General features: G+C 43.4%; 13 protein-coding genes and 2 pseudogenes. 8 read left to right on the top strand and 7 right to left on the bottom strand.

Features of this window, described 5'->3' with window-relative positions:
* Nucleotides 1-3 precede the first annotated feature (3 nt).
* From ACQY1Y_RS07340 to ACQY1Y_RS07325, 4 genes and pseudogenes are all read right to left on the bottom strand, one after another.
* Entirely contained in the window at nucleotides 4-1,242 is a 1,239-nt protein-coding gene (locus ACQY1Y_RS07340) for a lipid-A-disaccharide synthase (protein ID WP_430014277.1), read from the bottom strand.
* A gap of 147 nt (nucleotides 1,243-1,389) precedes the next feature.
* Nucleotides 1,390-2,550, bottom strand: a complete 1,161-nt coding sequence (locus tag ACQY1Y_RS07335; RefSeq protein WP_002734722.1) for a sugar phosphate nucleotidyltransferase — start codon at nucleotides 2,548-2,550, stop codon at nucleotides 1,390-1,392.
* A gap of 659 nt (nucleotides 2,551-3,209) precedes the next feature.
* Nucleotides 3,210-3,689 (bottom strand): annotated as a pseudogene (locus ACQY1Y_RS07330) (RNA-guided endonuclease InsQ/TnpB family protein); the annotation flags it as partial.
* A gap of 151 nt (nucleotides 3,690-3,840) precedes the next feature.
* Entirely contained in the window at nucleotides 3,841-4,131 is a 291-nt protein-coding gene (locus tag ACQY1Y_RS07325; protein ID WP_002732452.1) for a small RNA NsiR4-regulated ssr1528 family protein, read from the bottom strand.
* Nucleotides 4,132-4,151: 20 nt separating this feature from the next.
* Between ACQY1Y_RS07325 and ACQY1Y_RS07320 the strand changes: the two genes are divergently transcribed.
* The 6 genes from ACQY1Y_RS07320 to shc all read left to right on the top strand — a co-directional run bounded on the left by ACQY1Y_RS07320 (nucleotide 4,152) and on the right by shc (nucleotide 9,801).
* On the top strand, nucleotides 4,152-4,640 hold the full coding sequence (locus ACQY1Y_RS07320; RefSeq protein ID WP_002753379.1) for a BlaI/MecI/CopY family transcriptional regulator: 489 nt from the start codon (nucleotides 4,152-4,154) through the stop codon (nucleotides 4,638-4,640).
* Nucleotides 4,640-5,488, top strand: a complete 849-nt coding sequence (locus ACQY1Y_RS07315; RefSeq protein ID WP_430014276.1) for a M56 family metallopeptidase — start codon at nucleotides 4,640-4,642, stop codon at nucleotides 5,486-5,488. The genes ACQY1Y_RS07320 and ACQY1Y_RS07315 overlap by 1 nt, the downstream gene beginning before the upstream one ends.
* Before the next feature lie 2 nt (nucleotides 5,489-5,490).
* A complete protein-coding gene (gene bcp / locus ACQY1Y_RS07310) occupies nucleotides 5,491-5,958 on the top strand; it encodes a thioredoxin-dependent thiol peroxidase (RefSeq protein ID WP_272076858.1) in 468 nt (155 codons plus the stop codon).
* A gap of 156 nt (nucleotides 5,959-6,114) precedes the next feature.
* Complete coding sequence (gene rpsB / locus ACQY1Y_RS07305) at nucleotides 6,115-6,912, top strand: 30S ribosomal protein S2 (protein ID WP_043997933.1); 798 nt, start codon at nucleotides 6,115-6,117, stop codon at nucleotides 6,910-6,912.
* 116 nt (nucleotides 6,913-7,028) lie between these two features.
* The gene (gene tsf / locus ACQY1Y_RS07300; protein WP_002753383.1) at nucleotides 7,029-7,784 is read left to right on the top strand and encodes a translation elongation factor Ts; all 756 of its coding nucleotides are present in this window, start codon (nucleotides 7,029-7,031) and stop codon (nucleotides 7,782-7,784) included.
* A 109-nt stretch (nucleotides 7,785-7,893) separates the two neighbouring features.
* A complete protein-coding gene (gene shc / locus ACQY1Y_RS07295) occupies nucleotides 7,894-9,801 on the top strand; it encodes a squalene--hopene cyclase (protein WP_430014652.1) in 1,908 nt (635 codons plus the stop codon).
* A 60-nt stretch (nucleotides 9,802-9,861) separates the two neighbouring features.
* Here the strand turns inward: shc and ACQY1Y_RS07290 are convergent, their stop codons facing one another.
* From ACQY1Y_RS07290 to psaC, 3 genes and pseudogenes are all read right to left on the bottom strand, one after another.
* A complete protein-coding gene (locus ACQY1Y_RS07290; protein ID WP_002733792.1) occupies nucleotides 9,862-10,257 on the bottom strand; it encodes a helix-turn-helix domain-containing protein in 396 nt (131 codons plus the stop codon).
* 259 nt (nucleotides 10,258-10,516) lie between these two features.
* Nucleotides 10,517-10,936: pseudogene (locus ACQY1Y_RS07285) on the bottom strand (IS1634 family transposase); the annotation flags it as partial.
* Between the two features lie 383 nt (nucleotides 10,937-11,319).
* Nucleotides 11,320-11,565, bottom strand: a complete 246-nt coding sequence (gene psaC, locus ACQY1Y_RS07280) for a photosystem I iron-sulfur center protein PsaC (protein WP_002734319.1) — start codon at nucleotides 11,563-11,565, stop codon at nucleotides 11,320-11,322.
* A gap of 251 nt (nucleotides 11,566-11,816) precedes the next feature.
* Here psaC and acs point away from each other — a divergent pair, with 251 nt between their 5' ends.
* Nucleotides 11,817-13,787 (top strand): acetate--CoA ligase, encoded by a 1,971-nt coding sequence (gene acs, locus ACQY1Y_RS07275; RefSeq protein WP_016514843.1) that lies wholly within the window; start codon nucleotides 11,817-11,819, stop codon nucleotides 13,785-13,787.
* Nucleotides 13,788-14,046: 259 nt separating this feature from the next.
* On the top strand, nucleotides 14,047-14,643 hold the full coding sequence (locus ACQY1Y_RS07270) for a hypothetical protein (protein ID WP_430014275.1): 597 nt from the start codon (nucleotides 14,047-14,049) through the stop codon (nucleotides 14,641-14,643).
* Nucleotides 14,644-14,745 lie beyond the last annotated feature (102 nt).

Genomic DNA, 14,745 nt, shown 5'->3' with positions numbered 1-14,745 from the left:
TGCTTAGAAGCTAGACAATTGTTCGGCAATAATAGATACTAACTTATCCACTGCTCCTGCTTGCCCGCGCACTGCCCGCAATTTTTGCCGGATAGCCTCTAATTGTTCGGGATTTTCTAACCAAGATCTAGCGATATTTGCCACTTCCTCTGGTTGTAATTCCCCTAATAATTCCGGAACAATTTCGGCACCAGCCCAAATATTTGGCCAAGCATATAAACGCTTTTTCCGCAACATATAGAGATTAATTATCTTAGCAAATAAAGAACCCACCCCCGGCAGTTGAGCTAATAAACCGGGTAAACCGTCCCAAGTTCTCATCGCGTCTAGTTGCTGAGTCGGTAGTAAAATAATCATCGGGATTGCCAGCGCCCCTAATTCAGCAGTATTAGCACCCACCGTCGTTAAAGCTAAATGACAGCGAGAAAGCTGGTTATGGGCGGGAAAATCGGTAATTAGGTCAACTTTTACCCCCTTATCTGTTTCTAGATAGGGTTTTTCGCCGTTTTTTAATTGGGCAGCACTCCAACCGGTTTTAGTGATCATCGGATTATAGCTAGGATCGGCAAATTTCGCCAAATAAGCTAAATTTAGGGTAGGAGCGACGGGAATTAAGAATTTAGTCTGGGGAGCCTGCGCGTGTATCTTTTCAGCAATGGCTAGGGTTAGGGGTACACCCTGGGCTAATTTCGAGGGTTTGGAACCCGGGAGGAGTGCAATTAAGGTAGCATCATCAGGGGTGATAGCAGTGGGCAAATCCACCATTAAATCGCCGATAACAGTAAATTTATGCTGATATTGTTGGGGAATATTATTTAATACACTTGTATTCATCACGGCAAAGCGATCGATCCCCCGATACCAACGCGCTTCCCATTCCGCATAGATAATCGTGCGATAACCCAAACGTTTACCGATGGTGAGGGCAAAAAATTGATCGCCCCCTAAAAATAAAACGATGCCCTTGGGGTGCCAATCCCAATTATCGGCGGTTTTTCCCCAGAAAAGAAAATTAAAGAAGTTTTCTGGCGACTGGACTCGATCGACCTCCGGATATTTCCTAACTACTTCCGTTTCCGCCCCCATAGAATGAGTACAAGGGGAAAGAATCACCGAAATCCGCAACCGCGATCGAGCTTCTGTTAAGTTTTGTCGCAATCTCTTGACAACTGGACGCACCCATGTAGATATTTCTCCAGGACCATTGGAGAGAATGAGAAGATCAACTGGAGAATCAAACATGATATGTGGTGAGGTAGGAAGTTTTCGTTTTGGGGAGACAGTATTCAGGAGTCAGGAGACAGTATTCAGGAGACTATTTTTATTTGTTTTCCCCTCTCCCTTCTCCCTCACAACGCGCGCGAAGTGGTTTCCCTGTTGCGGTGTTGCCTACTTGCCATTGAATAAAGAACGAATTGCCTGATGTTTAGGGTGATCAAATTCTGGGGGAACCTTGCGGGTATCGGTAATCAACCAATCCAAGGCTGCCGCTTCCACATCGATCGCCGCGCCGGTTTTATCAACACAGTAGCGCCCAAAGACCAACTTATCCACCAAACGCGCCCCTGAACCGAGGCGAGAATATTCAAAAATAACGCTATTATCCACTGTTGCGCCGCCACAAATCCAACAATTTGGGCCAATCATACTCGGACCGACAATTTTCGCCCCGTCTTCAATGCGCGTCATTGCCCCGATATACACAGGTCCGGTAATATCGACTCGATCCCAGTTTACCCCCACATTTAAGCCCGTGTAGATGCCCGGTTTGACTTCGATGCCGGGGATAGCAACATTTTTAATTTTCCTGGATAACACCCCGCGAATTGCCTGCCAGTAGTCGGGGACTTTACCAATATCCACCCATTCAAAATCCATGTTTAAAGCGTAGAAAGGCGCAGCTTTAGCGACTAATTGGGGGAACAAATCGCCACCAATGTCGTATTTACTATTAGGGGGAATAAAATCAATGATTTCTGGTTCAAAAATATAGATCCCCGTGTTAATGCAGGTACTCAAAGCTTCATCGATGGCCGGTTTTTCTTGGAAACTGAGAATCCGTCCCTCCTCGTCGCTAACTACCACCCCATAACTGGATACTTCCTCTCTGGGGACAGTTTTGGTGACGATAGTGGCGATCGCTCCTTTTTCTCGATGCCATTTAACGGCTGCGGTTAGATCGAGATCAATCAGCGCATCACCACAGAGAACCACAAAAGTATCGTCAAAAAAGGGATTAAAATCTTGAATTCGTCGTAAACCGCCCGCCGATCCTAGGGCATCACCGATTAACTCGCCCTCTTCGATTCTACCCTCAAAAGAATAGCCGATATGCACCCCAAAACGCTGACCATCGCGGAAATAACTCTCAATTTCTTCGGCTAAATGACTGACATTCACCATGATCTGATCAAAGCCATGCTGTCGCAACAGTTCCAATAAAAACTCCATCACCGGCTTTTGTAAAATCGGGATCAGGGGTTTGGGAATCGTATGGGTAATCGGACGGACACGAGTTCCTTTGCCTGCCGCCAAAATCATGGCTTTCATCGATATTTATTTCCTTTTGCGATCGAGGTTTGTAATTAAATCATGCCTAGTGTATCATTACTGGCTCGGAATCAGTGGTTATCGATCCTCTTGGGGGTACCTCGAAAAATAGATTTACTTCAGCATTGCACCGCCTGAAACCCTGATCAAACCTTGGTTTACTCTCAATTAGTGCGAAGATTTTCTCAATAAGTCCAATTGATCGAGCTACCCCTTGAGTAATTGATAACGGGAAAAAGTGAGAGATTTAACCCAGATTACACTGATGGACAAAATTAACAAATCAACTTTGCTGTAACTCATACTACTCAGTCCTCTAGGCTAAGATGATCAAAAAAACGCAAGTTTTTAAATTGATGGGCAAAAAAAGTTTAATTTTAGCCAATAACCAAGGCGTTATGTCTAGGCTACCTCGAAAAATCGAATTTTGAGGGACGGAGCGCCTTGTTAGTTCTTGAAAATAATTCCCTCTTCATCAATGTAGATCAAGGAGATTTCCTCGACCAACACTTTGTTAACAAAATCTTTTATCGAAAATTTGGGTTAAAACCCCGTCCTTTTAGGACGGCTTTAAGCTACAACGGAAAAAGCGATAACCAAGCTAAAAACTGAACCTTGACAACAGATAGTAGGGGGTTTTGTTCAGAAAAGAAGTCAAATTCGGCCCTTTTAACTATTCTTATCCGTTGAATTTGCCATTCTTGAAAATAAAACAAGTCTCGACTACCAATTAGTTTTAACTCCCCAATGTTTTTTCCATCAGTGAAAGTTATTCTCTTGGAATTTCGATTAAGTTTCCAACCTGACTTTTTAAACTCAACAGAATGAGTACGTTTAGAGTATTTAGGATATCCTTTCTTACCAGCAATTTTGTTCTTACAGTTATTATAGAACCTAAGAATAGCAGTCCAAGTCCGTTCGCAAGCCTGTTGACAAGCTGTAGAGTTAAGGTCTTGAACAAAAGGGTATTCATCTCTTAATTGAGTGACATATTTATATACATCCTTTTGTCCTACACCTTTATTGTCTTCCCAATATCTAAGACATTTATTCCGAACAAACTGTACTGTCCGAATAGCCTCATCAATGGCTTGATATTGAGATGGTTTTCCTCTAAGCTTGTACTCTAAAACAAACATTTTGCGTTATCGACCTACCACGCAAACTACTCTAGCATACTAAAGTTAAATTGGCAACTATAGATTAGAGTTATTCTTAGTCGTGCTTCGCTGTTCTATGCTGGCGGAACTTTTCATCTCCGAGGTGAAACCGAGAGATGAAAAGCCGACATTATAGGTAAAAAGCGATTTCTTTCTCCTTGAGAGGGGCAAAATCGGCGGCTAACAACAGCTGATTTAATTCCTCTTGGGGGATATGTTTGGCCCCGATGCGGACAATTCGCGATCTCATCGTGTTAGAAACCCCGCTTCTTTGTCGTCCTGCTTCCAAACCCATTACCCGGTGATAAAGTTCCAATTTTGCCGGTGGAATTGGGGAACCATCAAAATCAATGCCATTAGCGATCGCCACATCAATGGCATCAGCGCCCGTAGTTGTGGTTAAATTAGTTTCGGTGGACATAAAGACAATATAAAGGATCGTTGCTATTTTATCAGGCGATCGATATCCGCCGCTATGATCAGGAAAGTAATCTTCATTTCTGTGTGACTATGGCTCAATTGCCGACCTATCAACCAAAACAGTTATCCCTTGGCCCCCTAGAAGCGGAAATTCTCAATATTGTCTGGGAATTGGAACCCGTTAGCGTTAAGGATGTCCACGATCGCATTTTAGCGGATCCAGAACGGGATCTGGCCTATACTTCTGTGACTACGGTACTGCGTCGTTTAACTAATAAAGGCTGGTTAAGTTGTTATAAACAGGGTCGGATTTTCTACTGGAAACCGATGGTTTCTAAGGAACAAGCACAGGCAATTAAAGCCTACGAACAATTACATCGTTTTTTGGCTATTGGTAATGCGGATGTGGTGGCTTCTTTTGCCGATAGTCTCGATACTGCTAGTGTCGAACAATTAAAAGCGATCGCATCTCGTTTAGATACCCTGCGTCAACAACGGAGAGAAAGCTAATGCACGGTTCAATGTTATTACTAGCATTAACTATCGCCATTGGTTTACGTTGGTTTCTGCCTAGCTATCAGCGTCGTTGGCAGATAACGCTATTTTTCTTTCTCTTTCCTCCTTTGCTGCTGTTAATGACAGTTATATCGGTGGTTTGTATGGGCTATCGTGGGCAAATGTTGGGCTATAACTCCAGTCTAATTAGTTACTTTAGTGCCATAATTTGGATAGTTTTTGCTATATTTTGTTTGATAAAACTCTCCTATCAAACTTGGCAAACCCATCGGGATTTTAGCAGTTATCCCCTCAAAAAAATCACCGCTCAGAAGGCGAGAGTTTTAGCGGTGGATTTTCCCTACAGTGCCAGAGTTGGCTTTTGGAAGTCGGAATTAATTGTAACCCAAGGATTATTAAATCTCTTGGATCAAGAACATTTACAAGCAGTTTTAGCCCACGAACAAGCTCACCAAGAATATCATGACACTTTCTGGTTTTTCTGGTTAGGTTGGTTGCGATCGATGTCTTCTTGGCTGCCCAATAGCGAGAATTTATGGTCAGAATTGGTCTTCTTGCGGGAATTACGCGCCGATAAGTACGCTTCCGGACAAGTGGATTATTTACTATTAGCTGAATCGCTGCTTTTAGTGGCAGAAAAAGTTAATCAAGTAGCGGAAATAAGTTTCTCCGATAGTTGCTGTGTCGCTCTCAATGATCATTCCTTAAATAATCGTTTATTAGAGAGAATCGATGCTTTAGTCGAGTCAGAAAACCCCGAACTTCCCAGATTTAACTATCAAGTCTGGCTATTGCTTTCCCTCTCCCTCGCTCCTTTCTTACTCTTGCCTTTACACTCCTAAAAATGACCCTAGAAGTTGGACAAAAAGCCCCCGAATTTGCCACCCCCAACCAAAGAGGCGAAATTAGTAAATTAGCAGATTTTGCCGGTCAGTGGTTGGTCTTATATTTTTATCCCAAAGATAACACTCCGGGCTGCAGCACAGAAGCGATCGATTTTACCGCTTTGTCGCCGCAATTTCAGCAATTAAACGCGGTAATTCTGGGAGTTAGTCCCGATTCAGCCAAGTCCCACTGTCGTTTTATTGAAAAACACAATTTAACTATTCAATTATTGAGCGATACCGAACATCAACTGGCGGAAATTTATCAAGTCTGGGGATTAAAAAAATTTATGGGTAAGGAATATATGGGGATTAAACGATCCACTTTCCTGATCGACCCCCAGGGAAATATTGCCTATATTTGGTCAAATGTCAAGGTAAAAGCCCATGCAGAAGCGGTTTTGAAAAAACTTGAGGAATTGCAGTAGCAAGCCCTCAGTACCCAATATTTACGGGTATGCAATTGCGCCCTTTCGTGTTAGACTAGAAAAGTTGTCAAAAATCGCACATCTAGGCGATCGGGTGTTTCTAGGAATCTAGAAATCCAGCCCTAGATGGAGGATAAACCCGAAAAGGAGAAAAATATGCCCGTTGTCTCTCTCGCAGAATTGCTAGAGTCTGGGGTTCACTTCGGCCATCAAACGCGCCGTTGGAACCCGAAAATGTCTCAGTACATCTACACTGCCCGGAATGGGGTTCATATCATTGATTTGGTGCAAACCGCCCAATTAATCGAAGAAGCTTACGAATTTGTCCGAGGAGAAGCCGATAGCGGTAAACGCTTTTTATTCATCGGTACGAAACGGCAAGCGGCAGCAATCATTAAACAGGAAGCTTTACGCAGCGGTAGCCACTTCGTTAACCAACGCTGGTTAGGGGGAATGTTAACCAACTGGGAAACCATTCGCGGCCGGGTAGAAAGACTCAAAGAATTAGAAGAATTAGAAAATAGCGGCGCCCTCGATAAACGACCGAAAAAAGAAGCATCGGTACTGCGTCGGGAATTGGGCAAACTGGAAAAATACCTCGGTGGCATTAAAACCATGCGCCGGCTGCCGGATTTAGTCGTCGTAGTCGATCAGCGTCGGGAATACAACGCTATCCAAGAATGCCAAAAATTGGGCATTCCCATCATCTCCCTCTTGGATACTAACTGCGATCCTGACTTGGTAGATGTGCCGATTCCCGCCAACGATGACGCAATTCGCTCAGTCAAACTGATTTTAGGCAAAATTAGCGATGCGATCATCGAAGGTCGTCGCGGTGGTCAAGCAGCGGTGGAAGAATACGAGGAAGACTACGATAATGAAACCGAGTACGAGGAAGAAGGTGATTATTCCCAATACGCCGCCGAATTTGCCAGTGGAGACGACGATAACTAGGGAAAATTAGCTATTGATCGCAGCTAGGTTCGGGGGGAAACTTTCCGAGCCTATCGAGCGGTCAAACCTGCCCCTCTCGTGGCATGATCAATTATAAGCAGTAGGTTAGGAATTTTATGGCGGAAATTACAGCACAACAGGTTAAAGAACTTAGGGAAAAGACCGGCGCCGGCATGATGGATTGCAAGAGGGCGCTGACGGAAAACGCGGGGGATATAACCAAAGCGATCGAATGGTTGCGACAAAAAGGGATTACTTCCGCCGAGAAAAAAGCTAGTCGGGTAGCGGCAGAAGGGATGATCGGCAGTTACATCCACACCGGCAGCCGCATCGGTGTTTTAGTGGAAGTGAACTGTGAAACCGATTTTGTTGCCCGTCGCGAGGAGTTCAAAAAATTGGTTAATGACGTGGCGATGCAGATTGCCGCTTGTCCTAACGTCGAATATGTAAAAGTGGCCGATATTCCCGCCGAAATCGCCGCCAAAGAAAAAGAAATTGAGATGGGACGGGACGATTTAGCCAATAAACCCGATAATATCAAAGAAAAAATCGTGGCCGGCCGTATTGAAAAACGTTTGAAAGAACTTTCTCTGCTCGATCAACCCTTTATCCGCGATCAGAACATCAGTATTGACGAATTGCTCAAACAAGCGATCGCCGCTTTGGGAGAAAATATTCAGGTGCGTCGTTTCCAACGCTTTGTACTAGGTGAAGGGATCGAGAAAGAAGAAACGGATTTCGCCGCCGAAGTAGCCGCCCAAATGGGACAAAAAGCCCCGGAACCGGTAGCAGCCGCCCCGCAAGTGGAGGAAAAAGCCCCGGAACCGGCAGCGAAGGATAATCCGCCCGCTAAAGGCAAAAAGAAAAAGTAAGTTCAATGAAGATAAATCTGGTGGGGTGCGAGTTTCGTACCCTTTTTGTCTTCAGGGAATTATGAATTATTTGCACTCGTGGTCCCTAGAGGTTGTCGAACGGAAAAAAATGCAGATTCAGGACAAAATCACCGAAATAGCCGCTAAAACAGCGAAAGCGATCGAACTTTCTCAAAATTATTTACTTTCTACCCAATACCCTGACGGTTACTGGTGGGCAGAATTAGAATCTAATGTCACCATCACCTCAGAAGCAATTTTACTGCACAAAATCTGGAAAACTGACAAAAAACGCCCCCTAGACAAAGCAGCCACCTATCTGCGTCAGCAACAGTGTCCTAACGGCGCTTGGGAGTTATTTTATGGTGATGGTGGCGATCTTAGCACCACTGTGGAAGCCTACATGGGGCTGCGACTATTGGGAATTCCTGTTAATGATCCTGCTTTAGAAAAAGCTAGAGAATTTATCTTAGCTAAAGGTGGCATCAGCAAAACCCGCATTTTCACCAAAATGCACCTCGCTTTAATTGGTTGTTACGATTGGCAGGGGGTTCCCTCTATCCCCGCTTGGATCATGCTACTGCCGGAAAATTTCCCTTTTACTATCTATGAAATGTCCAGTTGGGCGCGGGGAAGTACGGTTCCTTTATTAATTGTTTTCGACAAAAAACCCGTGTATAAAATGGGTTTTAATCTCGATGAACTCTATACAGAAGGGGTGAATAATGTCAAGTATGAGTTACCAAAAAATAACGATTGGGCGGATGTTTTCCTCTGGTTAGATGGACTGTTTAAATGGGCAGAAAAAACTGATTTAGTTCCCTTCCGTCAAGAAAGTCTGAAAGCGGCGGAAAAATGGGTAATTGAACGACAGGAAGACACAGGCGATTGGGGGGGAATTATCCCGGCGATGTTAAATTCCCTATTAGCTTTAAAAGCCCTAGGTTATGATGTTTACGATCCGATTGTTGCCCGCGGTTTAAAAGCCGTGGATAATTTTGCCATTCAGACAGATAATACCTATTGTGTACAGCCCTGTGTGTCGCCAGTTTGGGATACGGCTTGGGTAATTCGATCGCTAATTGAATCCGGTCTAAATCCCGCTCATCCATCTATAATTAAAGCGGGACAATGGTTAATCGATCAACAAATTCTTGATTATGGCGATTGGGCGATTAAAAATAAAATCGGAACCCCCGGGGGTTGGGCTTTTGAATTTGATAATCGCTGGTATCCCGATTTAGACGATTCGGCAGTGGTGGTGATGGCTTTAGAGTTAATTAAAATGCCCGATGAAAATATTAAAAAAAGCGTGATGAAACGGGCAGTTAATTGGATGGCTACTATGCAGTGTAAAGCTGGTGGTTGGGGAGCTTTTGACATCGATAACGATCAAAACTGGCTTAATTCTTTGCCCTATGCCGATCTAAAAGCAATGATCGATCCTAATACGGCTGATGTTACTGCCAGAGTTCTAGAAATGTTAGGCACTTGTGATGTTAAAATGGAGGAAAATCGAGTTAAAAAAGCTTTGGATTATCTGGAAAAAGAACAGGAAGCTGATGGTAGTTGGTTTGGTCGTTGGGGTGTAAATTATATTTATGGAACCAGTGGGGCGTTATCTGCTTTGGCTTTTCTGGAACCGAATAAATATCGCCAGCAATTGCAAAAAGGAGCCAATTGGTTAAGCAGTTGTCAAAATGTTGATGGTGGTTGGGGTGAAACCTGTTTTAGTTACAATAACCCTAAATTTAAAGGACAGGGAAATAGTACCGCTTCCCAAACTGCTTGGGCATTAATCGGTTTATTAGCCGTCGGGAAAGTCACCGGCAATTATCAGCGAGAAGTGATTGAAAAGGGCGTTAATTATCTTCTTGTTACCCAAAAAGAAAATGGTACATGGGATGAAGATTACTTCACCGGTACAGGTTTTCCCTGTCATTTTTACCTGAAATATCATTTCTATCAGCAGTATTTTCCTCTACTGGCTTTGGGGCGTTATCAGGCTTTAATTTAGTCTGTTAACCTATGCGTTAAGACAGGAAATAAGCTTAACTGTCTAACGCATTTTTTGTGACTAACTAGGAAAAAATAAATCAGGAGATATATTTAAAAAATTGGCTAATTTTTGAATATAGATAGGAGTTAGATCTTGTTGGCCATCAAGAATGTCATCCAGGGTTGACTTACTTTCAAAAATAGATAGCAAATCTTGCTTTTGTAGGTTTCTTTCCTCTAATATAAATTTCAACAATTCAAGTCCATAAATATCAGGTATTGGCTCTTGATTTTCCTCATACTCATAAATTAAAGACCCTAAAACATTTAGATATTCCCTTTCTTCTGTCGTTAATTGGGGTTTGTCTAAAAGGCGATTAATAACCTCCTGCATCATTTCTAAGTCTTCCTCATTGTGAATAGGACAAGGAGGGTATTGCTTTAATAATTCTAAGTATTTATCAGTGGCAAACATAAAGATAACTCTAATTTTATGGTTTAAATAGGGGTGACTGAAGGAGATACAAAATTTTTAGTTAATAATTTAGGTTCTTCGTTACTTGGTATGATTCGATATGGGGGCATAAATCGACTAAATCATTATCTGGTAAGAGATTTAATTGATTAGTTCGCTCTAGATCAAAAACAATTGACAAAAATCGCCAAATGCTTTTCTACATAAGGGTTACATCCCTTATATCCCCCGTCCATTGCATAACACAAACCAAAGAGCCGGCTTTCTCTAAGTCTAACAATTGTCCTAAACTCTGACTGCCAGTCTCGCTATTAAACCCTCTCGCTGTGGCTAGTTTTGATTTAGGATTGATGATTCTTGCCACAATCATCGCCACTACTAAGTTTCTGATTCGTGAGGATTTTTTACTGATTATTTTATCTAAACCTAATTTTTTAATCGTCTCTAAAATAGCCATTACATGACCATGAGGAAGACTTCTAATCACTTCAAAATGATTGGGAATGCCTTCATTCATGGACAGTGTTGCCCCTTTAAGAGCCAGTTTCAGATTGTCGATAATATCATCGGGTAATTTTGAGAGATTGGCCAGGGTTCTTTTTTTGACTTGATCTCCTTCTCGGTAGGACTCCCGAAGAAGAACGGCGGGGGGGGAATTACGGTTATACCAATTCTCCAAAGTCTGACTACAGAAGTTTAATCCCCCTAAATCCCCCTTAAAAAGGGTGACTTAAATTCGATGTGTAGTTTTCATTTAGAGAAATGGTATTAGGAACTTTTTCTATATACATGGCTATCATTCTAGCAAATAGAGAGAATTCTTGTCCATTAAGAAATGTTACAAATTACATGGGTACATCAAGAAAAGTTAAGGGGCGTATCCATTGATGGATAAGGGTTTTCGGCTATTGTAGTATATATGTATGGGGGAAGTTCAGTAATTCAGCCAGCCCTAACTAAAATCTTCACTAGCGACGGGAGTATAACGAAAAAAGAGGACTGGTTAGTCCTCTTAACAAGATTAGTTTTCGCTAAATGTTAAACACAGAATGATTGCCGGGCCTAGTAGGCTAGACCCATGCTGCGGGTGGTTTCTGCTCCGAGATAAACCCGAATGCTTAAGAAATCCGTCGGACAAGCGGTTTCGCAACGCTTACAACCAATACAGTCTTCCGTGCGGGGAGAGGAGGCAATCTGGGCAGCTTTACAGCCATCCCAGGGGACCATTTCCAGCACGTCGAGGGGACAAGCCCGAACGCATTGGGTGCAACCGATACAGGTATCGTAAATTTTAACGCTATGAGACATTGAATTATGACTCCTTACCGAGTGTTCTCCATGTTAAATTTCGGGTTTATCGGTTAGTTTACCTTACAGCGATCTGTTCATCGCTCGATCGGTGACATAACTTTAAACTCTGTAACACTTGGGGCTAAATTGCGATCGCTAGTCGCATCTCGGCTAATCCTAAAATAGCCTTAAAGAATTGCTTGCCAAGGTTACGGGGGGAACCGAAAAAGGTAATCTGGATCGCAAGATAATTTATTTCGTTTGCCAGTATGACAGAAATAGCGATCGAATCGATCCTACAGGAAAATCGGCTGTTTCCTCCCAGTGCCGAATTTGCTCAGAATGCCACCATTAAAAGCCTTGAAGAATACCAGCAACTCTACGCCAAAGCCAAGGCCGATCCCCCAGCTTTTTGGGCCCAATTAGCCGAAAAAGAACTACATTGGTTTGAAAAATGGTCAGAGGTTCTTGACTGGCAGCCCCCCTTTGCTAAATGGTTCGTCAACGGCAAGATTAATATTTGTTACAACTGTATTGACAGACATCTCACCACCTGGAGACGTAATAAAGCCGCCATCATCTGGGAAGGAGAACCGGGAGACAGCCGCACCATTACCTACGAACAGCTACACCGAGAAGTATGTCAATTTGCCAACGCTTTAAAGGAATTAGGCGTAAAAAAAGGCGATGTGGTCGGAATTTATCTGCCGATGATTCCCGAAGCGGCCATCGCCATGTTAGCCTGTGCCAGAATTGGTGCGCCCCACAGTGTCGTTTTTGGGGGATTTAGTGCCGATGCTTTGCGCGATCGTCTTAATGATGCGGCCGCTAAGGTGGTAATCACTGCCGATGGTGGTTTCCGCAAGGATAAAGTCGTTGCTCTCAAGGAACAGGTGGATCTGGCCCTAGCCGATAATAGCGCCCCCAGTGTGGAAAAAGTTCTCGTTGTCCAGCGCAGCAAGGAACCCATCAATATGGTTGCCGATCGCGATTACTGGTGGCATGATCTACAAAAACAGGTATCTGCTAATTGTCCGGCCGAACCGATGGATAGCGAAGATATGTTATTTATCCTCTACACCAGTGGTTCCACCGGCAAACCGAAAGGAGTCGTCCACACCACCGGCGGTTATAATCTCTACACCCATGTCACCAGCAAATGGATTTTTGACCTGAAAGACACCGATGTTTACTGGTGTACTGCCGATGTGGGTTGGATTACCGGCCATAGTTATATCGTTTACGGACCGCTTTCCAATGGTGCCACCACGGTAATGTATGAAGGGGTTCCCCGTCCCTCTAATTTAGGCTGTTTTTGGGATGTAATCGAGAAATATCGCGTTAATATCTTTTATACTGCCCCCACTGCTATCCGCGCTTTTATCAAAATGGGTGAAGATATCCCCAATAGCCGGGATTTATCCTCTTTGCGCTTACTGGGAACTGTGGGAGAACCGATTAACCCAGAAGCGTGGATGTGGTATCACCGGGTTATCGGTAAAGAAAAATGTCCGATTGTCGATACTTGGTGGCAAACGGAAACCGGGGGGATTATGATTACTCCCTTACCCGGGGCAATTGCCACCAAACCGGGGTCAGCAACCCTACCTTTTCCCGGTATTATCGCCGCAGTGGTGGACTTAGAGGGCAATCCCACCCACGCGAATGAGGGGGGTTATCTGGTGGTCAAATATCCCTGGCCCGGTATGCTACGAACAGTCTATAAAAATCCCGATCGCTTCCGCAATACCTACTGGGAACAGATCGCCCCCAAAGATGGCCAATATCTCTATTTTGCTGGAGATGGTAGTCGTCAGGACGAGGACGGTTATTTCTGGGTAATGGGGCGCGTTGATGACGTGATGAGCGTTTCTGGCCACCGTTTAGGGACAATGGAGATCGAATCAGCTTTAGTATCTCATCCCGCAGTAGCAGAGGCGGCTGTGGTGGGACGACCGGATGAAATTAAAGGGGAAGAAGTCTATGCTTTTGTCACTCTGGAGGGGCATTATGAAGCGAGTCCGGAGTTAGCGCAAGCATTAAAGGATCACGTTGTCAAGGAAATTGGCATTATTGCCCGACCGGGAGAAATCCGTTTTACCGATGTACTGCCAAAAACGCGATCGGGTAAAATTATGCGTCGTCTCTTGCGAACTTTAGCATCAGGTCAAGAGATTTCTGGTGATACTTCTACTCTAGAAGATCGATCGGTTTTGGATAAATTACGGCAAGGTGCGTAATTTAATTGCCGGTTTTTCCTAGTAGTTAGGGTGAGGAATAAGAGTTAATCTTATCTCACTCTAACGGGAGTGATCCTCGCTGAACATATTTGCTCAAGCACCAAAGCTATAAATAATACTAAATCCTGTTTAAAAGGTATAGGGGAAGTGGGGAAGTGGGGAGAAACAATCCATAACTTGGGAGTTAATCACAGGATTAAAAACGGATTTGGTATAATGATAAAGATAAGAGCAAATTGAAATTATAGGAGTTTAATCAATGACCACCACCACTACTACCGATAATGATTTAAAAAGACTAGAAGATTTAATCCTCAATGGACAGAAGATAATCGAACATCGATTCAACGAAATCGATAATCGACTCACTACCATGGACAATCGACTCACTACCGTGGACAATCGACTCACTACCGTGGACAATCGACTCACTACCGTGGACAATCGACTCACTACCATGGAAACTCGACTCACTACCATAGAAACTCGACTCATTGAGGTGGACAATCGACTCACTACCGTGGACAATCGACTCACTACCGTGGAAACTCGACTCACTACCACGGAAACTCGACTGATTGAGGTGGACAATCGATTGAAGGTGATCGAGAATGGACAAGCGGAAATAAAAGCTGATGTCAAAAATCTTCAAAAAGATACTACTGATTTAAAGATTGAACTGACGGAAGTTAAAGGTGATATTAAAACTCTTGATAGTAAATTTGATGACATGAATAAACGCTTAGAGAAAGTCGAAGGAACCCAAAAGAATCAAATTTGGACATTGATAACTGTCTTAAGTGGTTCCCTACTAGCCGTGGGATTTAGAAGTTTTTTTATCAACAATAATCCCTAATCTCAGCAAGAGAATTGCTATAATTTGCTCACTAAAACAATGAAAAGCGATCGCCTAATTCTCCGTCCTTGGCAACTACCCGCAGACAAAGAGTCTTTTTTT

Source organism: Microcystis ichthyoblabe FBCC-A1114, assembly GCF_050500245.1.
Classification (GTDB): Bacteria; Cyanobacteriota; Cyanobacteriia; order Cyanobacteriales; family Microcystaceae; genus Microcystis; species Microcystis ichthyoblabe_A.
The sequence above is the reverse complement of the archived record's forward strand: the minus strand, read 5'-3'. Positions and strand labels throughout refer to the sequence as shown.